This window comes from Delftia sp. ZNC0008 (genome assembly GCF_000799035.1).
Classification (GTDB): Bacteria; Pseudomonadota; Gammaproteobacteria; order Burkholderiales; family Burkholderiaceae_C; genus Comamonas; species Comamonas tsuruhatensis.
On sequence record NZ_JTKZ01000394.1, the window covers coordinates 1 to 17,734 of the forward strand.

General features: G+C 66.3%; 19 protein-coding genes. All 19 read right to left on the bottom strand.

From position 1 onward, the window contains the following. The coding region (locus tag L995_RS13185) for a hypothetical protein (RefSeq protein WP_047472176.1) at positions 1-392 on the bottom strand (392 nt) is incomplete at its 3' end. A gap of 60 nt (positions 393-452) precedes the next feature. Next, entirely contained in the window at positions 453-2,000 is a 1,548-nt protein-coding gene (locus L995_RS13190) for a hypothetical protein (RefSeq protein WP_052195798.1), read from the bottom strand. Next, positions 2,000-3,028 (bottom strand): tail fiber domain-containing protein, encoded by a 1,029-nt coding sequence (locus L995_RS13195; RefSeq protein ID WP_231574422.1) that lies wholly within the window; start codon positions 3,026-3,028, stop codon positions 2,000-2,002. The genes L995_RS13190 and L995_RS13195 overlap by 1 nt, the downstream gene beginning before the upstream one ends. Positions 3,029-3,077: 49 nt before the next feature. After that, entirely contained in the window at positions 3,078-3,536 is a 459-nt protein-coding gene (locus tag L995_RS13200; protein ID WP_052195799.1) for a GNAT family N-acetyltransferase, read from the bottom strand. After that, positions 3,536-3,955 carry a tail fiber assembly protein gene (locus tag L995_RS31405; protein WP_052195800.1) on the bottom strand — a complete coding sequence of 140 codons (420 nt, stop codon included), beginning with the start codon at positions 3,953-3,955 and terminating at the stop codon, positions 3,536-3,538. Before L995_RS31405 ends, L995_RS13200 begins: the two co-directional genes overlap by 1 nt. Then, on the bottom strand, positions 3,952-5,868 hold the full coding sequence (locus L995_RS13210; RefSeq protein ID WP_047472178.1) for a phage tail tip fiber protein: 1,917 nt from the start codon (positions 5,866-5,868) through the stop codon (positions 3,952-3,954). Before L995_RS13210 ends, L995_RS31405 begins: the two co-directional genes overlap by 4 nt. Beyond that, positions 5,865-8,444, bottom strand: coding sequence for a hypothetical protein (locus L995_RS13215; protein WP_047472180.1), 2,580 nt, complete (start codon positions 8,442-8,444; stop codon positions 5,865-5,867). Before L995_RS13215 ends, L995_RS13210 begins: the two co-directional genes overlap by 4 nt. 43 nt (positions 8,445-8,487) lie before the next feature. Further along, a complete protein-coding gene (locus L995_RS13220) occupies positions 8,488-8,925 on the bottom strand; it encodes a hypothetical protein (protein WP_047472182.1) in 438 nt (145 codons plus the stop codon). Next, the gene (locus tag L995_RS13225; RefSeq protein ID WP_047472184.1) at positions 8,922-10,766 is read right to left on the bottom strand and encodes a hypothetical protein; all 1,845 of its coding nucleotides are present in this window, start codon (positions 10,764-10,766) and stop codon (positions 8,922-8,924) included. Before L995_RS13225 ends, L995_RS13220 begins: the two co-directional genes overlap by 4 nt. A gap of 2 nt (positions 10,767-10,768) precedes the next feature. Then, positions 10,769-11,815, bottom strand: coding sequence for a phage fiber-tail adaptor protein (locus L995_RS13230; protein WP_047472186.1), 1,047 nt, complete (start codon positions 11,813-11,815; stop codon positions 10,769-10,771). Positions 11,816-11,818: 3 nt separating this feature from the next. Beyond that, on the bottom strand, positions 11,819-12,235 hold the full coding sequence (locus L995_RS13235; RefSeq protein ID WP_047218288.1) for a phage tail fiber protein: 417 nt from the start codon (positions 12,233-12,235) through the stop codon (positions 11,819-11,821). A 91-nt stretch (positions 12,236-12,326) separates the two neighbouring features. Then, complete coding sequence (locus L995_RS13240; RefSeq protein ID WP_047472187.1) at positions 12,327-12,959, bottom strand: phage adaptor protein; 633 nt, start codon at positions 12,957-12,959, stop codon at positions 12,327-12,329. Continuing rightward, positions 12,950-13,546, bottom strand: a complete 597-nt coding sequence (locus L995_RS13245; RefSeq protein WP_197065141.1) for a hypothetical protein — start codon at positions 13,544-13,546, stop codon at positions 12,950-12,952. Before L995_RS13245 ends, L995_RS13240 begins: the two co-directional genes overlap by 10 nt. Before the next feature lie 28 nt (positions 13,547-13,574). After that, positions 13,575-13,961, bottom strand: coding sequence for a hypothetical protein (locus L995_RS13250; protein ID WP_047472190.1), 387 nt, complete (start codon positions 13,959-13,961; stop codon positions 13,575-13,577). An 80-nt stretch (positions 13,962-14,041) separates the two neighbouring features. Further along, the gene (locus L995_RS13255) at positions 14,042-14,491 is read right to left on the bottom strand and encodes a hypothetical protein (RefSeq protein ID WP_047472192.1); all 450 of its coding nucleotides are present in this window, start codon (positions 14,489-14,491) and stop codon (positions 14,042-14,044) included. Between the two features lie 26 nt (positions 14,492-14,517). After that, the gene (locus L995_RS13260; protein ID WP_047472193.1) at positions 14,518-15,633 is read right to left on the bottom strand and encodes a N4-gp56 family major capsid protein; all 1,116 of its coding nucleotides are present in this window, start codon (positions 15,631-15,633) and stop codon (positions 14,518-14,520) included. A gap of 60 nt (positions 15,634-15,693) precedes the next feature. After that, a complete protein-coding gene (locus L995_RS13265) occupies positions 15,694-15,897 on the bottom strand; it encodes a hypothetical protein (RefSeq protein ID WP_047472194.1) in 204 nt (67 codons plus the stop codon). Between the two features lie 8 nt (positions 15,898-15,905). Beyond that, the gene (locus L995_RS13270; RefSeq protein ID WP_047472196.1) at positions 15,906-16,880 is read right to left on the bottom strand and encodes a hypothetical protein; all 975 of its coding nucleotides are present in this window, start codon (positions 16,878-16,880) and stop codon (positions 15,906-15,908) included. Between the two features lie 17 nt (positions 16,881-16,897). Further along, the gene (locus tag L995_RS33830) at positions 16,898-17,614 is read right to left on the bottom strand and encodes a hypothetical protein (protein WP_197065142.1); all 717 of its coding nucleotides are present in this window, start codon (positions 17,612-17,614) and stop codon (positions 16,898-16,900) included. Positions 17,615-17,734: the final 120 nt, after the last annotated feature.

Below are 17,734 nucleotides of genomic sequence, written 5' to 3' on the forward strand. Positions count from 1 at the left end.
CCGCGTTGCTGCTGCGTCATGGGGCCGTTGACGGCCTCGTCTGTGTCAATGCCTGGGATGAAGGCGCCGCCGGGCATGACCGTGGCGGGGTCGCCGCCGGCGCCGCTGCGCACCGTGGCGCGAATGCCCGACTGGGCAGCCTCGGGCACGGCCGCCACGCCAGAGAGAGCTGCGCCGCCCGCGCGCTTGAACACGTCGGTGATGGCATCGGCCACATAGCCGCCAATGCCCTGTGGCTTGGGCTTTGGCACATCGATGGAGATACCGCCCAGCTCGAACAGGTCAACGTCGCCGGTCGGGGCCTGGGTTGCCGTCTTCCCTGTGGGATCGATACCGGCAATCTCGAACAGGTCAACGCCGCCATCGGCGGCGGTTTGGGGGGTCTGGGGCATGCATTACCTCGCGGATAGAACTCCGTCGAGGCTGTCAGGCTTGGTACGCCCCAGGCCCGCCTACTTGATGAGGCCCTGGGAGCGCAGCTTGTCGCGCACCTGGTCCTCGGTCATGCCGTACTTCTTGGCTGTCGCCGCGATGGCCTCCGGCGACATGGCGCCCTGCACGGCCGAGGCTCGACCGGCCTTCTCGCTCCGAGTGCGCTTCACATCAGCGGCATTGAACTTCACCAGCCCCTCGTCCACGTCCCTGATGTTCGGGTTGTCGGCCATGAACTCCTGGAAGCGCCGCTCCTTATCCATGTCGCGCTTCACTGTGTCCTTGTCCCCCGCGAATCGGCCGGGGATGGTTTCCCCAAATGCCTTCTGCACCTTCACCGGGTCATAGTCGTACTTGGCCTTGGCGTTGTCTGCGCCGGGTGTCTGCAGGATTCCGGCGCGCACGGCCCGGATCTGGGTTTCCGAAATGCTGGGGTTTGACTCGCGCGCCATGGCTTCGCGCACATCCCGCAGCTCGCGCTTGTCGTTCAGCCGCTCGCGGCGGTCCTCCATTGCAATGCCGTGCGATGCGGCAGCACGGGCATCCGCGCCGGCTGCGATGCGGCTGGCCTGGTCTGCACGGCCGTCCGCCTTGAGCTGCAGCTGCCGCTGGAAGTTGTCGTGGTTTAGCTTGTAGATCGCGCCCGGGTCCACGGTGGAGCGAAGCATGGCGTCGGCCTGCTCGGCCGTGGTGCGCACGGGTTCCAAGGCCTTGCCATCGACGCCGACCATGTTCATGACGATCCCGCCGTCCTTGCCGCGCTCGATCCCCGTGACCTTCGAGGCTCCACCCAGCCCGTACCTGTTCAGGTACTCCATGGCGGGGCCGTAGTTGCCCGAGGCGAATGCCGCGACGGCCGGGCCCAGGGCCTGCTTGCGCTCTTCGGTTTCGAGCTGGGCCTTGGAGTAGCTGGTGGCCAGGGCCTTCTGCGCGGCCTCGTTCGCCTCTTTCGCATAGCCGGCCTGGTGCAGCATGAAGGCTCGCTTTTCCTGGTTGCCGAGGAAGTCCGAGAAGGTGGGCTTGCGGCGCTGTCCGTCCGCTCCCATCAGGCCCGTCTCGAATTCTTCGCCCAGCTGCTTGTCCAGTGCCTCGATACCGTCCTCGCGTGCCCAGGCCTTTTCCGAGCGCGCCTGCTCCTTCCCCTTGAAGGCACGGTCTTCCACCAGGCCGCGTATCCGCATGCCGGCCTCGGGGTCATGCTTGGCGATGGCATCTGCCACGGACGTGGAGCGCATTCGGTCAATCTCTGCCTTGTTGGCATCGACGCCACCCGTGAGCTGCTTGCCCATGAAGTTCGTGGTCAGCCCCTGCATGGCCATCGTCTTGGCGTCTCCTGCCTCGTTGCTGGCGACATAGGCATTCTTGGCCTGGTCGAAATCGATCTTGTAGCCCTGCGCGGCCAGCCCCTCCAGTTCCTTGCCCTGCTCCTCCGTGTACGCCTGGGATTCCGTGGGCTTTGCGTTTACAGCATTGCCCACCTCGATGTCCCGGCCGACCTGTTTTGTCAGGCTGTAGGCTGCATTGAAGTTGTTGAAAAAATCCGAGAGAGAAGAACGTCCGCCGCGCATCACACGACCTCCTTGAATTCCATACCCAATGCCGCGTAGTCCACGCGTAAGAAGCCTGACTTGTCCACCATCACCGCTTCGGGGAATCGCTGATGCACCTCATCGGCCATGACGCCGATATAGCGCCTGCCGGGATCGGCCTTGTAGGCGAACTCATAGAGATTCAACCCCGTGGACTCATCCACCCCAACGGCCCTCACCTCCTCTTTCAGGCGTGGGTCGGAAGCCTTCCACAATTGCGCCAGTCCAACGGCCGTGCCGCCCAGGCCGCCCAGCAGGCCGCCCGTCGAATCGTTGGAGCGCATGTTGGCCTGGTGGTTTGCCTGGGCACCCCACATGCTGGTGGCGTTGCTGCCCATCTGGCCGGCCATGCCACCTGCCTGCCCGTACCCCGAATTCAGCCCCGCCAACCCGTTGTTCGCCGCCATCTGTGCGGCCGTGCCAAAGCCGGCGCCCTGCCCTGTGGTTTGCATGCCCATGGCCGGGTAGCCGGCCAATGCGGTTTGCGCGCGGTCGGTGAGCGCCCTGCCCTCTGCTCGCGCCGCCGTGCGGGCCGAGTTCTTGCCGGTGGCCATGGCCAGGGCTTCGCCAGCTGCGAGCGCGTTGGAGGCGGCGCCATATTTGCCGTCCGCAGGGTTGATGCCCATGCGCGCCATTTCCGCGTTCTGGGTGCGCTTGGAGCTTTCGTAGGCCTGGGAGACATCGGCGGCCGCCTGGCCGGCCAGCTCCTCGCGCTTGGCCTCGCTGTCGAAGGTGCGCGCATCCTCGACCATCTTGTCCTGCAGGCCCGTGAGCTTGTCGCGGCGCCCCAGCGCATAGTCGCGGTCTTCCTGGGACTGCTCCCAGGCCTGCCGCTGGGTGTCCAGTGCGAACTGCGTCTGCTCTTTCTGCAGCGGCGCCATCTCATCAGACTGGCTCAGGATCTTCTGAATGGCAGCGTCCTGGATGCCCATGGACTTGACCTGTGCTTCGACCAGGCGCGGGTCGGGCGCGGGCGCGCTGCTGCCCTTTCCGCCCTCGAGTGTCATGCGGCCACCAGGTCGTGGGCAGAAGGCCCGTTCGGGCAGAAGATCAAATTCAGTCGTGTGCCAGCGGGACATGCCTGCACTCCTTTTTCCACATCGCAAAAATCAGCACATCCCCGCCATCAGGGGCTGCGCCACGTAGTCGGGCTTCTTCACGAAACCCCAGGTGCTGGTTGAACCGTCGCGCCAGAGCATTGCTCTCGTTCACATAGCCGCTCACGCGCTCCACGCCGCAGACCAGGAAGGGATAGGCGAAGCAGGCACGCAGGTAGTCGCGCACCAGCCAGCGCGCGCCGGGCGCGGCCGCGACGTGCATCCAGAGGTTGCGGCCGTTGAAGCCTTCGTAGAGCACGCCGGCCACCAGCTGGCCGCCACGGCGCAGGCCAATGGCGCGCATGTCCTGAGAGCGGGCCAGGCCCGGCACCAGGCCTTGCACGAAAGGCAGCACCGCGTCGAGTTCGTATTCGAGGGAATGGGCCATGCCGAGCACGGTGGCAGGCTTGGCACGCATCAGGCCGGCGGCGTGGGCCAGACGACAGCCAGCGGGTCGGACTGGTCGGTGAGGTCACGCAGGGCCTGCCGGTAGGCCAGCCAGGATGCCGGCACGGGCTCGCCCGTCTCCTGGGCGCGCAGCGTCACCCAATCGCAGGCGGCCAGGCGCCTGTCCCGCTCTGCACGCACTGCGGACCAGGCCTGTGCCAGGTCGATGGCCCAGCCCCGGCTGGCCACGTCGAAGCGATGGAACGAACTGGGCGCCGCCGGCACGGCTACCAGGCCCCCATCCCAATAGAAGGCATTCGGGTCGGGCACGGGATGCGGCACACGGCGAAAGCTGCTGTTCGCCCCTGGCAGATCCTTGAGGTGGCGAAACGGCGCGCTGCCCGAGCGCAGGATGCGGCCGGTGCCATCGATCTGGATAAAGTGGATCATCGGCGCCCTCCCGTGGCCACGATGTTGGACAGAAACACCGTGACTGTCTCGCCGGGGCCGGCCCGCGCCATGAGCCGGTATGAGGTCCAGCCGGACGGCGGGCTGCTGTCGAAGCAGCTGTTGTGCGCCGAAGTCCGGTAGCCGTTGGGCATCGACGTGCCGGTGTACTGCAAGCCAATATCGCCCCGGTAAATGGTGAGGCTCAGGCTGCCATTGCTGTTCACGGGCATGGCATTGACCAGCGCGATGACCACCACGCCGGAGCCGCCAGCCGCGTTGTTCACCCAGGCCGAACACAGCTCAACCTCTCTATCGCCATAGATCGTGGTCATCCCGCCCGCGCCGCTGGCCATCGATGTGACCGAGCCGCCCGCGATCTGCAACGTGCCCACGGCTGCCTGGCCGATGTAGGCCGTGCCGATCGCAGCCGTGTCCATGAACACGCCGATATTGTTGGACGTGATGCGCTGCAGCCGGTTGATGAAATCGCTGGTGTTCATCGTCGTGCCGTCCGGAAACGCCACGGTGTCGCCGATGCGGGCCTTGTCGCGCGTGGCCAGTGGCCCCAGGCCGTTGACCTGGGCGGCCCTGAGATTGCGCAGCCACTGCGCGTCCAGGCCGTTGGCGTCCAGGATGACGTTGCCGTAGTTGTCGCGCACGGTGAGCCCGCGCGTATCCACCTTGCGCGCCGCTACCGTGCCGTCCACCAGCAAGTCCCCATTGATCATGGCCGCCGGGATCAGCCAGGCAGTGCCCATCCAGTGGCGGGTCTGCGTGAACCCAGAGCCGTTGCTGATGGTCACAGCGTCGCCCACAACCAGGTGGTTGGTGTTGGGAGCGCTGCCACTGTTGCCAAGGGCCTGCCAGACGGCCTGGCGCGCGGTGGCATCGCTCCAGAAGCTGCCGCTGGCCGCCAGCTGCACTGAGCCGCGCAGGCCGTCCACGAGCTTCTTGCCCAGGCCGTCGATGCGCATGTTGCCCTTGAGATAGACGTTGCGCTGCAGGTAGATGCCGTCGCCATCGACGCCGAACACCACGTCCTCGGGCCGCGGCGTGCTCATCTGGCCGGCGTTGTAGCTGGGGGAGACGATGGCGAACTTGTCCGCCATGATGATGAAGGCGCTGGAAGTCTTGCCGTTGACCTCCTCGGCCGCGATCCCGTAGCCGGCCAGGGCGCCACCGGCCTGCACCTTGAACGTGTACTGCGCGCGCAGGCCCTCGCTGTGGCTGGCCAGCACCGTCATCTCCTGCTCCAGCATGGCGCGGCCCGGCTTGCCGTCCTGGTAGTAGTTCCCCAGGGAGGCCTGCAACTGCAGCACGTTGGTGGCCATGGCGCGCTGGCCGTCCGCGAACGCCGCCTGCGTGGCGCGCAGGCCTGCGCTGGCGTTGCGCAGGCTGGCTGTGACCTCGCGCACGGCCATGGCCAAGCTGCGCTCGTTGCTCTGCACCACGGTCTGCAGCTCGCGCACCTCGGCACCGCGCTTGGCGGCCTCGTCGGCGATGGAGCGCAGCAGCTCGTCACGGATCTCTTGCGCCAGGTGGTCGAAGCGGCTGGGGTCGTCCAGGGTCTTGGCCAGGCTCTTGAACAGGGGGGACTCGATGATCTCCTTGGCAAAGCGGTCCACCGCTACGATTGCGGACAGGCCACCGCCCAGGTCGATGACCGTTTCGCCCTCACCGGGTGTCTTGTCCTTGGCCAGCAGCTGGGTGACTCCCTGCACCGAGCCCTGCAGGTCCAGCAGCTCGCGCAGGGTTACGGCACGCTCGAACTCGTTGCCTCGCGCGCCGGCCCGCACTTCCAGCCATTCGGTCACGTCCTGCATCCAGTTGGACAGGGCCTTGTCCTGGACATTGACCCGGGCCAGGGCCGGCAGGCGGGCCACGCCCGTGTCGATTTTCTTGCGGTTGGTCATACGCTGCGCAGCTCCTCCGTGGTCGAGCACAGCACCACGCTGGTGACGCGGGCCGCGCCCTCGATCTCCACCTGGTGCTCCAGCCAGCGCCCAGGCGGCAGGCGCTGCGGCTGCAGGTCGGTGAACTGGGCCGTGTGCTGCAGCTGGCCATCGCCCCACAGGCGCAGGGTGATCGGGTGCTGGGCGTCCTGCAGGCCGTAGACCTTGGCCCAGGCCAGCGGCAGCTGCTGGCCCTGGGTGGCCAGGCCTGTGCGCCAGCGTGCCGTGCGCAGGGCATCGCCCGTGAAGCACTCCAGGATGTCCTGGCCGCGCGCCACGTACATGAGGTCGTTGAAGCGGTCCACCCAAACCGCCGTCACACCCGCGCCGCCCAGGTCGGTATGGCCCAGCTTGGCCCCGTCCTGCGCGCTGAACGCCAGGCAGCCGCCGCCGGCGCCGGCGTAGAACAGGTAGTAGACGCCCTCGTGCTCGGCCGCGAACATGCTGGCCGGCTGCATGCGCTGCCAGTCCTGCCGCGCGATCAGCTGCCGCGTCACCACCTGCACGCCGCTCGGGCTGGCCAGGCACAGACCATCGGGCGAGGCATAGAGCACACCGCCCTGCACGGCCACGATGGAGCGGCGTGCGCTGCAGGACTGGTTGCTGTCGAGCTTGATGGCCGACATCTGCGCCGAGTGCGCACCCGTCACGAAGTACGGGTTGCCGGCCGTGCCCACGAACAGGGTCCGATCGAACACCGCCATGCCCACGATGGGCCATTCGGTCGTGACCTGGTAGTCCACGGGCCAGGCGTAGGGCACATAGGGCTCGCAGAAGGCCACGGTGTTGTCGATGAAGCCGGCCATGATGCCGTTGGGCATGCCTGTGAGCCCGCGCAGGTAGGGGTTGGCGCCCACGCTGGGCTTGTTGTCGCCCTCGTACTGGCCGTCCATGCGGTACGGCGGCGCGGCCCAGGTGAACTGGGGCTGCAGGCTGTCCAGCTCCTCGCCCTTCTTGTCATCGAGGAAGCTGGCCACGGAGATCTGCAGCTCCTGCACCAGCTGCCAGGCCGCCGCTGCGGCCGAGGCGTTGCTGCGGTAGATGCGCCACTTCACAACGTGGCGCGCGGCATGCTGCTCGCCCGTCATGGCCTGGGGCCGCTGGATGGTCACGGTGTCGTTCTGGTCCACCTCCAGCATCTCGGAGATGGGCGACGGCTCGGACTCCTCGCCCCAGTCGGTCACAAAGGCCACGACGTAGAAGCGCGAGTCCACCACGCGCTCCACGGTCTTGCCGGCCAGGTCGGCCACGCCGCCCAGCTGGTCCAGCCAGTTGCCGATCACGGCCGTGTCGCCCGTGGCCGCGATGTACTGGCTGGCCAGCTGGGTCTGGATGCTGGACACCAGCGTGCTGCAACGCTGCTGGATCTCGACCAGGCGCGCGTTGAAGCTGCCGGCCTGGGCCGAGGCATCCGACTTGCTGTCGGTGTAGGCATCGAGGGCCTTGTAGTAGGCCTCCAGGTCGCGCCGGTACTGCACCCAATCGGGGTGCTCGATGGCGTTGTTGTCGGAGTCGAAATGGTACTGGGCCACCTTGGGCTCGCTGGGCTTCGTCGGCGCCGTGCCCGCGCCGGCCCAGGACTTGGACAGGGCAAGGTCTGCGAATTCCTTGAGCAGCTTGTCCAGCTCGCTGCGCCAGTTCGTGCATTTGCTGCCGGGCGCCACCGAGGCCTCCACCAGGTCGGCCAGCTTGGCAGCCTGGTCGGCCGTGAGCACGGTTTCTCCGGAGCGCTCGCCAGCCGTGTCCGGAAACTCGTGCTGTTGCAGCGCCTCCACCAGCTCGGGCCTGCGAAAGGGATAGCTGTACGGCATGGCGGCCACCGGCACGGCCCAGCCGCTGGCCGTGCTGATGGCCCCGAGCCGCGTGGTGTCCATCTCGCAGGCCTTGGCGCGGGCGGCCGAGACCACGGCATAGAGATTCCCAGCCCAGGCGCCGGCCCCTACGGCGGTAGACAGGGACAGCCCGTAGTTGGATGTGGCGCCGGCATAAGCCTTGCCATTGGCATCCCAGCGGATCGCCTCCTGGTGGCCCTCGTGCTGGATCACCGTGGCCAGCAGGTCCGCCCGCACCAGCTCGGCGAAGTCGCCATACAGCCAGGTCTTGGCCTCCTCGGTCGTGAACTCATCCACCACCTGCAGCGTGACCGTGGGCTTGACCGGGCGCACCACGCCCAACAGCCGGTCGTTGCCGCGCACGTCCAGCGCACGCGGCGCCGCGCTGCCGTCGTTGGTGGTCTGGTAGGTGCGCTCGGTGGCCTCATCGTTGATCTGGCCCTTGACCAAGGACAGCTCCTGCACCCAGGAGCGGATGGGCGCGGCCGGGTTCTGCTGCACGGCGCCGCTGGCATCTCGCGCGAAGCGGTGCAGCGTGCGGGTGCCGGCCAGGCATGCCGAGTGGCGCCGGTCCGTGGCCAGCGGCCAGAACTCGGAGCTGGGCAGAAAGAGGTTGAAGTGTTCCCGGGCGAAGTTCGCGCCCAGCGCGCGATCGGACACGCTGGGCGCCTCGCCCGGGAATGCGGACAGCTTGTAGGTAGTCATGGCCTGCTACCGTGGCAGGCTTGGCACCAGTGCGGACAGGCCGCTACAGCACCACGGCCGCCGCCGCGATGAACAGCTCATCGAGCTGCTGCTCGCTCAGGCCCAGCGCAACGGCGACACGCGCGAGGAACGGGCTGCTGCGCTCCCAGGTCACGGTGTCGTTCAAAGCGACCTGGGCCAGCAGTTGCTCGTTGGGATCTTCGATGCCGGCCACGAAGGCCAGCACCTGCGGCCACATGCCGGCCTGGATCAGAGCCGCCTTGCCCTGGGCACGGCTGATGGCCTGGGGCACGGGAACCGGCAGCGGGTCCGCAGGCGCTGGCACGTTGCCCGCCGAGCACCAAGCCAGATAGGCCAGATAGTCGGGATTACGGTTCGGAAACTCGGGCGTGTCGGTAATGGCGATGGTGGACGTGGTGCCATCCGCATTTTTGCGAAACACCAGCTTGTCGTGGGAGAGTTGGTAGATCGGTGTTTTCATGAGATTTGGCCGCCCGTTGTCAAAGTTCCAGCGTTCACTCCAGGTACTGCGTTTGCGCCCGCACCGCCCGTGTTGATCGTTGAATTACCTCCGGCAAAGTACTTTGCTCCAGCCCCACCGAGAGACCCGGTAACAGTCGTATTTGCCCAAGCCACCACCGAATTAGAAGTAGCATTAATAAAATAGCCACTGCAGGAGGCATTTAAAAATGTAGTTCTCTGACCAGAGACATATATTCTTCCTGCATATGTAGGATTCAAGGCATAACTGAAAGATCCGCTAATCGTGATGTTTCCAACAAGAATATTAGCGCCATTGGCAGAGTACATTAGGACATATGAAGCCACTCCATTGCCACCAAAGGTGATGTCGTATATATCCAACAAACAATTGTGATCTGCCAATATCAAATATGTATTAATATTTCCTTGTGCAGTAACCAATGAAAGATTCTTAATAGTCACTCGGCAAGCTGCAATCGAAAATGCAGAGGTGCCTGTTACTGCCTCGACGTTCGTGACACCTTGCCCGGAGCCCTCAAAAATAAAATTTCCACCAAAGGCAGAGGATGCACCAACATAGACTCCAGAAAAATTACCTGGACCAATCTTGACTACGGTAGAAACATTGGCCCTGTCATACAGATTGGCGGCATACACTGCTTGTGCAATGGTTCTGAACGCGCCTCCTGGACTATCCGTCAAGCCACTGTTCGCATCACTGCCATCTGAACGGACATAGAAAGTTAGTCCTGTATAAGCGTACTGCCTGACAGACAGACTTTGCCTAGCCGCTGCTGCTGTGGCGGCACCAGTTCCTCCACTGGAAATGGGTTGCACCCCAAAAGCGCTCTGCAGTCGCCATGGCCCGAATCCCAGGACGCCCATTTTCCGTCGCTCCATCACCGGACTTTCTTCCGTCAGTAGCCGGGTAATTTGATACTGGTAGTTAGGCGATGTATGTGTCCTCGTTTCCACATAGCACCACATATCCGGACCCCACGGGCTGTTCTTGAAATTGAACCCGTCATAGATCCGGTTCTCATCAGGCAGAAGATTCAAGTCTGTGCCGGCAGGAAGCAAGACTGGCTTCGAGGTCAGCGCATCAGTGATGCCGTAGCCCGTGGTCGTGGTGGGCTTGCCAGTGAGGTTGGCGAACTGCTTGGCAGCGTCCAGCGCTGCCTGCAGTCCGCTCACGGTTTCAATGGCCTGTGTGCCCGTGTGTGTGCTGCGGTCGCGCAGTTGCGCGTCGGTCGCGTTCTTGGTGGCACCCGCCGCCACACCGCCGAGCTTTGCCGCCGCCTCGTCTGTGAAGTCATTGGCGCTCAGGCCTTTGCCGAGCACCTTGTCCACCTTGCCCTGCAGATCCGCCGCCGTGGCCATGGGCTGGGCAAACGTGGGGTTCGGGTACTGGCCAGCCAGCACGCCACCCGCCGCACCGGTCGGTGTCCGAGGATTCGACATGCGCTCATCCGTGGTCTGCACCACCTCGCGCATACCCCCGGCCGTCATGCGCATCTCCAGCAGGTCGCCCGAGTTGTAGGCCCGGGGCGCCGTGCCCTCCTGCCCGCGCAGCACCGTGAGCCGGCATTCGCCGATCACCGAGTTATCCACGGCGGTAACGCGCAGGATCTCGTAATCGGTTTCGAGCGATCCGTTGCGCTTGTAGGCTGTCAGCACGTACCAGCCGCCGGCGGGAGGATTCAGCAGCGTGCCGGCCGCGCCATCGGAGACGCGCAGCACGCCGTAGTCGAGCTCGCTGGCCGGGGCGCCTGTCTGCGGCGCCGCGCGCACGTCGGCGATGAACTGGGTCTGAAAGTTGTTGAGATACAGCTGCGGCATTTCTATTTTTCCTTGATGGGCACGATCAGCTCCACCTCTTTCGTGCGGCCGTCGTTGGTCGTGGCGGCCACGCTGATCTGGTACTTCTGGCCGCTCAGGCCGCCCGCGTAGATCCAGACCTTCACGCGCTGGCCCACGAAGGCAAAGGACGGCGGCATGGGCATGGTCGGCTGGACCTTGAGCTGCACGGAAACAATCTCGTCGCCTGGCGGAAACCAGTCGGCGAACTCGATGTCGTAGTCCTGCGTGTCTGCAGGCTGCATGGGGGATGCACGGAACATGCTCTGCCCTTGGTCGGTAACGTAGAAGGTGGTCATTCCTGCAGGCACGAGGAAGGTGCGGGATTCGGGCGCCTGCTCATCGAAGGGCAGGCGCTTGTGCACGTCGGGATCAATCTCGATGAAGGCCACGCCCTGGGCCTGCAGTGGCGCGCGCACCAGGCGCTGCCCACGGGCCGTGATGGCAGCCTTGGCCTGGACCAGCGCGGCCAGACGCGCCTCGACCCGCCCCTGCGTGATGACAAAGGCCTGGCCCTTACCGTCCACGGGCGAACGCAGCCAGCGGCGCACGTAGATGCGGCCATCGGCTGTGCCACGGGCCGTGGGCGTTGATTGCACAGGGCCACGGCGCAGCAGGCGCGCCTGGGGCTTGAAGCTGGCCCGTGCGGACGCGGCCACGGCATTGCGGGCTTGCACATGGGCCGTGACCGTGGCGCTGGCCCGTGCCTGCACTGCCACACGCCCGCGCACGGGCGGCAGAGTGACCTTGATGATGGCGCGGCCCGTGGCTGCCAGCAGGCTGCGCACATGGACTCGGCCCAGCACGCCCTCGACAGCTGCGCGCGCCACGGAATCGGCCGAGAGCTTGGCGTGCACGCGGCCCAGCGGACCGGTCAGAGCAGCAGCCGGAGCCGAATGCACCACGCCATAGGCGAGCACTCGCCCGCCGGCACGCACGCGGGCATAGCCCTTGGCGTCCACGCGGATACGCACCACCGGGTCGGATGCCCGCCCGTTCAGCGCGAAGCCATTGAGTGCTCCCCGGTTCATGGCTTACAGCAGCTGCAGCGTGAAGTCGCCTGTCAGGGCCTGGCTGTCCACCAGGAACACGTCATTGATCTGCAGCGTGCGCGGCGTGGGCAGCGGCTCGGAATACATGAGCGTGGCCGTGCCATCGGTGGCCGAGTCACCTTCCATGATCCCGATGTGCGTGACCGTGACCTGGGCGCCCGTGACGGGCGGAAACTCTGCGCGCACGGCGTTGTAGGTGGCGCCGTTGTTGGGCGCGGCAAAGGCGCCCGTGGGCACGCGCTGGTACCACGGTGCAGCCACCTCGGTGCCGGCGGTGAAAGCGTCGGTGGGGTCGGCCGTGAACAGGGCGAAGAAGGTGTTGCGGATGGCCGGGAAGGCCTGCTTGCGCAGCGTGGCGCTGATGATCGCGTTGGCGAGGGAGGTCGAGAAACCAGCCATATCGGCTCCTATGGTTCCGAGCACTCCAGCGCCCCAGTGGAAATTGCCCGCAGTATAGGCAGGCTTGGTCACCACCGGGGATTTCTTGCGCTTACTTCTGCGCCACGGCCGTCGTTGCTGCTGCCTGGGCCTGAATGCCCAGCGCCTCGTTGTAGAGGGCACGGTGCGCCGCCGCGATGGTGGCGTTGCCGCCGAACTCGGCGTCGATGGACCAGGCACGGAACAACACGAAGTGCCGCAGGGCGTCCATCCAGCGCTCGGGCACGCTGGGCGTTCCGCTCTCGTCGGCCAGGTCCACAGCCGCGACACCCACCATGGCGCGCACCTTGGTGCCAGCGGCCACGGGCGGATAGACCAGGAATTCCTGGGGCGTGCCCAGGTCGTGCATGTAGTGCTGCACCTCGCGGCCGGGGGAGCCAGAGCGCCAGGCGCCGGCCACGGCGTCCAGCACCCACAGGTCGGTCTTGGTGATGCGCCGCTGCGTGGCGTTGGCGTTGTTCGTGATGTCGATCAACGTGAGCACGTCGGCCGGCAGCTCCTGCCGCCAGCCGGCGGCCAGCACCAGGTCGCGCGGCTGGGCCATCTGGTCGGGCCGCTGCTCGGCAAAGGCACGCTGCGCGGCGTTGAACCAGTCCAGCAGGTCCTGGCGCGTCCAGCGGATGTGCCCCTTGTCCTGCAGGTCGCGCGCTGCATCGTCCAGCAACTGGGCCACCGTCAGAGCCATGACGCCCTCCCCCGCGAGCCGCGGCTGGTGTTGGAGCGCCACACGTCGGCCGTGGCGTCATCCATGGCGCGCTGGAAGAACGCCAGGGCCACGCCGGCCTGGTCGGGCTTGTAGTAGTCCGTGCCCTCGGTGGCCAGCAGCTCGGCCTTGGCGCCCTCGCGGATCGCCTCATGGTAGAGCGAGGCCACCTCGTCGGGCACGCTGTTGCCGCGCAGGGACGGCATCAGCGAGGCGTAGACCTGCAGGCGGCCGGCACTGCTGGTGCGCACCGTGAACTCGCGCAGGTTGGTCGTGACCAAGTAGGCCCGGCCGCGCAACTCGTGCTGCCATGGGTCGGCCGGCAGGTCGCGGCTCTGGGCGACTTCCAGCGGACGGCCGTCCAGCGTGGCGCGCTCCAGGCGCAGCAGCTCTGCGCCCTGGGGCAGCTCGAAGGTGTATTCGGCGAAGGCCTCGCCAGTCACGTCCGTGGGCTCCAGCCATTCCTGCCAAGCGCGCGTTGCCTTGAGAAAGGTGCGCGCGGCGCGGTTCAACGCCAGGTGAATGAGCGGTACCGGCGCCTTGGGGGCAGCCAGTACCAGCTCAGGCATCCAGTTCTCCCAGCTGGCCATGGTGCGATCAGCCGGTCACGTTGGAAGCGCGCGAGGCCTTGCGCACGCGGCCGGTGGGGGCCGAGTCGGATTCCTGGGGCATGCCGGTGCCGCCGTCCAGGTCTTCATCTTCATCGCGCGAGCCCACGCCCGGCGTGAAGGTGTTGCGCGAGGAAGGCGCCTTGCCGTCCAGGGCCGCGCGGCGGGCTTCGCGCTCGGCGGCCAGGCGCTGGAATTTCTGCTCGGCGTCGAACTCCTCCTCGGTCTGGAAGTTGCCGGCGCGCAGGTGCTCGGCATGGGCCTCGTTCTCGACCTCGCAAGTCAGAGGCTTGCCCTCGAAAACATATGTGGCGCCCTTGAGGCGCACGATCAGGGTTCCGTCCTTGCGTGCGGGCAGCGAAGTGAACAGCTTCATGGTTTGGTTCTCCGGGGTTCAAAAAGCCCCGGCAGCCGATGCCACCGGGGGAAAGCCCCTTGCGGGGCGCGCACACGCTGTCAGGCGTTCGTGTAGATCAGGTCCAGGGCGAAGAGGCCTGCGGCCGTGCCCGCGCCTGTGACCTTGAGGACGATGCGGCGGTCTTCGTCCTTGGGCACCAGCTTGGCAAAGGCTGCGGGCACCAGGTGCACATAGCCGCCGGCCGCGCCCGCGTCGTTGTCCGTCACCCAGGCGCCGCCGCCGTCGTCGGCCGCAGCGCTGATGTCGCCGGTCGCATCCGCCAGGCCGATGGAGGCCTTGAAACCCGCGCCCAAGGCGGCAGGCACGCGGATGAACAGGGACACGGGCAGCGTGCCGGCGGGCAGGATGCCGATGACGCCACGGGCGCCGACTGCGTGGTCTGCCACGGCCAGGGGCTGGCCGAAGCGCGAGCGCACCAGCTCGGAACCGCCGGGGGTGATGGGGGCCTGATGGCCTGCGGCCACGGCACTGAGTTGCTTGAAAGCCATGAATGACTCCTTTCGTTCGGTGGGGATCAGCGCGACGCAGCGGCCGTGTCGATGCCGTAGACGCCGTGGTCCTGCTTCTCGCCCTCGATCTCGAAGACCGACTTCTTGACGCCGAAGATGGACGACGTGGTGATCACGACCTGGTTGCCGTTGTCGCGGGTTTCCTCGTGCCAGCCGTAGCGCATGCCCGTGCCCGGCGAGCCGAAGGCCATCACGCCGGCCTGCGCGCCCATGAACAGCGCGCGCGCCGTCTCCAGGTCGCCCGTGGCGCCGTGGGTGTTGTGGCGGATCACGTTGCGGTGCGAGTGCAGCACCACGTTGCGGTACATGCCCAGCGCGCTCTTGAACAGCGGCGACTTGAAGCCCACAGCAGCGGCCGCCGCCTTTTGCAGTTCCAGCCAGCCGCCCGTGCCGGTTTCCTTGCGCAGGTCGTCTTCCTGGAAGGTGTGCATGACCATGACGAAGACCTCCTCGCCATCGATCACGCAGGGCTGCATGACGGGGATGTTGGTGGCGCCGCCGCCCTGGCTGTCGGCACGCACGCGCGCGCGGTCCACCACGGCCAGCGACATCTTGTCGGTGGCATCCAGGTTGGCCACCGCCGTGGCATCGCCGCCGAACAGGTGCTGGTTGGGCGTGGGCGCCGTCAGCGGGTTCTTGGCGCGGCCCTGGTAGCCCAGCGGCAAGATGAAGTTGGCATTGACGCCGCGCGAGCCCGACAGGTAGGTGAAGGTCAGCTCGTCCTGGAAGCGGCCCCACCAGCTGGCCTGCTGCTGCTTGGCGCGCATGCGCAGGTCGTGCAGCGTGCGCTTGCGCGACATGCGCCCGCCCGTGTTGACGCCGCCGCGCGCCTGGTCGATGTACAGCTCGTCGGTGTAGAAGCGCTGGCCCTCTTCCTTGCCTTCCAGCACATCGTCGCCCTCGACGGGCGCCATGCGCAGTTCGGCCAGCAGGTCATAGCTGACCAGGTCACCGGCTTCGGATTCCAGATCCGTCAGCAGTTGGATTGGCGTCTTGGCGCCCTGGCCCACGGCCGCGAAGCGCTTGCCGAAGTACGAGGCTTGAGAGACATCGAGAGCCAGGTCGCCGGAAAAGCGCTTGACCGCGCGGGGGCTGTTCACGCCCACCACTGTTTTGCCCATAGGAGTGCTCCTGTGTGGTAGCGAGCACTCCAGCGCCCCGATTGATGAATGGTTGAACCGTCAAGATGGCAGGCTTGGTACGGGCCGCGAGGCCGCGATCTTCCTGACGCAGGTATCCGGGGCCGCCGCGATCACCATGCGCGCAGCCTGCCCCTTCTTGTACTCCAGCTGGATGCGCACGCCGCCCACTTCCAGCACATCGCCCGTGCGCAGCTCCATGAAGATGCGGCGCACGTCGGGCGTCGATGCGGTTTGCTCTGGCATGGGCCCCTTCACATCGCACGCAGGTACTGCGCGCGCTTGTCCTCGGACAGGCGGCCCAGCGCGCGCTCGTAGTCCAGGCCCGTGAGCTTGTCCAGCTCGGCGAACTCGTCGCTGACGGGATCGGCATCGCCCGCGCCGCCGGGCACGTCGGCCAGGTTGGTGACCACGCCTGAGGCGTCGGGCTTGCGCTGCACGTCCACCGGCTTCTTGGTGGTGGCGATGCCGTGCAGGGCGACCACGCGGCGGTGGCCCTCCTCGAGGAACCAGCGCATGGGCTTGTCCTCGTTGCCCGGCGCCGCGCCCAGCGCACGCACGAAGGCGTCCAGGTCGGCCTGCTTGGCCTTGTCCTGGTGGTAGTCCACGATGCCCAGCGCGGGGTTCTTGGCCGCCTCGTCCAGGAAGCTGTTGATGGCGCTGTTCCAGGCCTGCTGCGCCGACTGCTCCTGCATCTCGGCCGACACAGTGGCCCGCGTCTTCAGGTCGCGCAGCCGGTCGCGCTCGTCCTGCAGGCGGTCCAGCTCCGCGTCCAGCTCGGTCTGCTCCAGCTCGCCCTCGTTGAACTTGGCCCGCGCCGCGGCCACGGCGTCCTTGTTGGCCTTCACCTGGGCGTCGTAGTCGGCAGGCAGATCCGCACGGTAGCCCGTGGGCTGCTGCGCGCTCTGGGGCGCTGGCGTGTCGGTCGGCTGTGTGGCGTCGGTAGGTTCTGCGGGAGCACCAGCAGGAGCAGTTGCAGGCGCTGCGGCGGCGGGAGCAGCAGTGGGGTCCGTGGGATCTGCGGGCGTGCTGGGTGTGGGCTTGTCCTTGGGCGAACCGGCATCATCGTCGTCGCCCTCATCCTCGTCGGGTTTGAGTGCATCACGCCCCAGGGCCGCGAGCGCTGCCGCGTTCTCGGCCTCGGGGTCGTACTCTTCCAGTTCGTCCATGGCCGCGCGCTCGGCATCGGACAGGAGGCGCAGGCGGTCGTCGTCGTTGGAATTGCTCATTTTTGGGTACTCCGAAATTACTGGTTGGACTGGCCACGCACGGACTGCATGGACTGCATGACAGAGGCTGTGATGCCGCACTGCGCGGCAATGCGGGCACCACCGGGGATGGATTCACCGGCAGCAGCGGCTGCGTGCAGCGCCTCTGTGGCTTCTTCCTTGGCCTCATGAGCCCTGCGCAGCTCAGACTGCAGCTTGGCCATCACATGGTTGGTTTCGCTGGACTTGGATTGCAGGTCGCGCACCAAGTCACATGCCTGCTGGTACTTTTCAGCAGCCGCCTCCAAGGAAGACTTGGCCTGCGCACGAACGTGATTTCGACCGAGACCCAGACTGCCCGCTACGTCGAATACAGGGTTGAGCCGCAAGCGCAGAACCCCGTCCTTCATGTAGGCACCGGCCAGGCCGACACCCGCGCCGTCCACCGTGAACGTGTATCGGCCACTGCCTGGGCAGTCACACGGGCCAGCTGGCAACGCGGGTTCGTTGTGCACGGCACAGCTGGAGTCATGGGCACAGCGGCCGGACGCACAGGCGCAGCCAGCTGTTGGCGAGGTAGGGGTGCTGCAGGGCGAGGGCGCGGTATCGCCGAGAGTGAGGGACAGCACGTCGAGAGCACGCTGGATGCCCTTGGCGATTTCTTCCGCACGCTTGGGAGAGTCGGCGATGGCGGCACCGGCGCCCGAAATCATGGCAAGGGCCAGCTGGCTACGGAGGGAAAGGGACTGATGCATGCGCGTGACCTGTGGTGGTTTCGATCACGGCAGGGTGGCAGGCTTGGTACGAGCACTGGCAACAAATCTAGCTGGCAAAAATTTTTTCCAATAAGATCAAGCAAGAATTGAAAAGGACAG

Excerpts from the sequence above, each read along its gene's own strand:
- L995_RS13225 (WP_047472184.1), bottom strand. The coding sequence starts at position 10,766 with ATGCCGCAGCTGTATCTCAACAACTTTCAGACCCAGTTCATCGCCGAC.
- L995_RS13235 (WP_047218288.1), bottom strand. The coding sequence starts at position 12,235 with ATGGCTGGTTTCTCGACCTCCCTCGCCAACGCGATCATCAGCGCCACG.
- L995_RS13230 (WP_047472186.1), bottom strand. The coding sequence starts at position 11,815 with ATGAACCGGGGAGCACTCAATGGCTTCGCGCTGAACGGGCGGGCATCC.
- L995_RS13190 (WP_052195798.1), bottom strand. The coding sequence starts at position 2,000 with ATGCGCGGCGGACGTTCTTCTCTCTCGGATTTTTTCAACAACTTCAAT.
- L995_RS13240 (WP_047472187.1), bottom strand. The coding sequence starts at position 12,959 with ATGGCTCTGACGGTGGCCCAGTTGCTGGACGATGCAGCGCGCGACCTG.
- L995_RS13255 (WP_047472192.1), bottom strand. The coding sequence starts at position 14,491 with ATGGCTTTCAAGCAACTCAGTGCCGTGGCCGCAGGCCATCAGGCCCCC.
- L995_RS13270 (WP_047472196.1), bottom strand. The coding sequence starts at position 16,880 with ATGAGCAATTCCAACGACGACGACCGCCTGCGCCTCCTGTCCGATGCC.
- L995_RS13265 (WP_047472194.1), bottom strand. The coding sequence starts at position 15,897 with ATGCCAGAGCAAACCGCATCGACGCCCGACGTGCGCCGCATCTTCATG.
- L995_RS13245 (WP_197065141.1), bottom strand. The coding sequence starts at position 13,546 with ATGCCTGAGCTGGTACTGGCTGCCCCCAAGGCGCCGGTACCGCTCATT.
- L995_RS33830 (WP_197065142.1), bottom strand. The coding sequence starts at position 17,614 with ATGCATCAGTCCCTTTCCCTCCGTAGCCAGCTGGCCCTTGCCATGATT.
- L995_RS13250 (WP_047472190.1), bottom strand. The coding sequence starts at position 13,961 with ATGAAGCTGTTCACTTCGCTGCCCGCACGCAAGGACGGAACCCTGATC.
- L995_RS13220 (WP_047472182.1), bottom strand. The coding sequence starts at position 8,925 with ATGAAAACACCGATCTACCAACTCTCCCACGACAAGCTGGTGTTTCGC.
- L995_RS13210 (WP_047472178.1), bottom strand. The coding sequence starts at position 5,868 with ATGACCAACCGCAAGAAAATCGACACGGGCGTGGCCCGCCTGCCGGCC.
- L995_RS13260 (WP_047472193.1), bottom strand. The coding sequence starts at position 15,633 with ATGGGCAAAACAGTGGTGGGCGTGAACAGCCCCCGCGCGGTCAAGCGC.
- L995_RS31405 (WP_052195800.1), bottom strand. The coding sequence starts at position 3,955 with ATGATCCACTTTATCCAGATCGATGGCACCGGCCGCATCCTGCGCTCG.
- L995_RS13200 (WP_052195799.1), bottom strand. The coding sequence starts at position 3,536 with ATGCGTGCCAAGCCTGCCACCGTGCTCGGCATGGCCCATTCCCTCGAA.
- L995_RS13215 (WP_047472180.1), bottom strand. The coding sequence starts at position 8,444 with ATGACTACCTACAAGCTGTCCGCATTCCCGGGCGAGGCGCCCAGCGTG.
- L995_RS13195 (WP_231574422.1), bottom strand. The coding sequence starts at position 3,028 with ATGACACTCGAGGGCGGAAAGGGCAGCAGCGCGCCCGCGCCCGACCCG.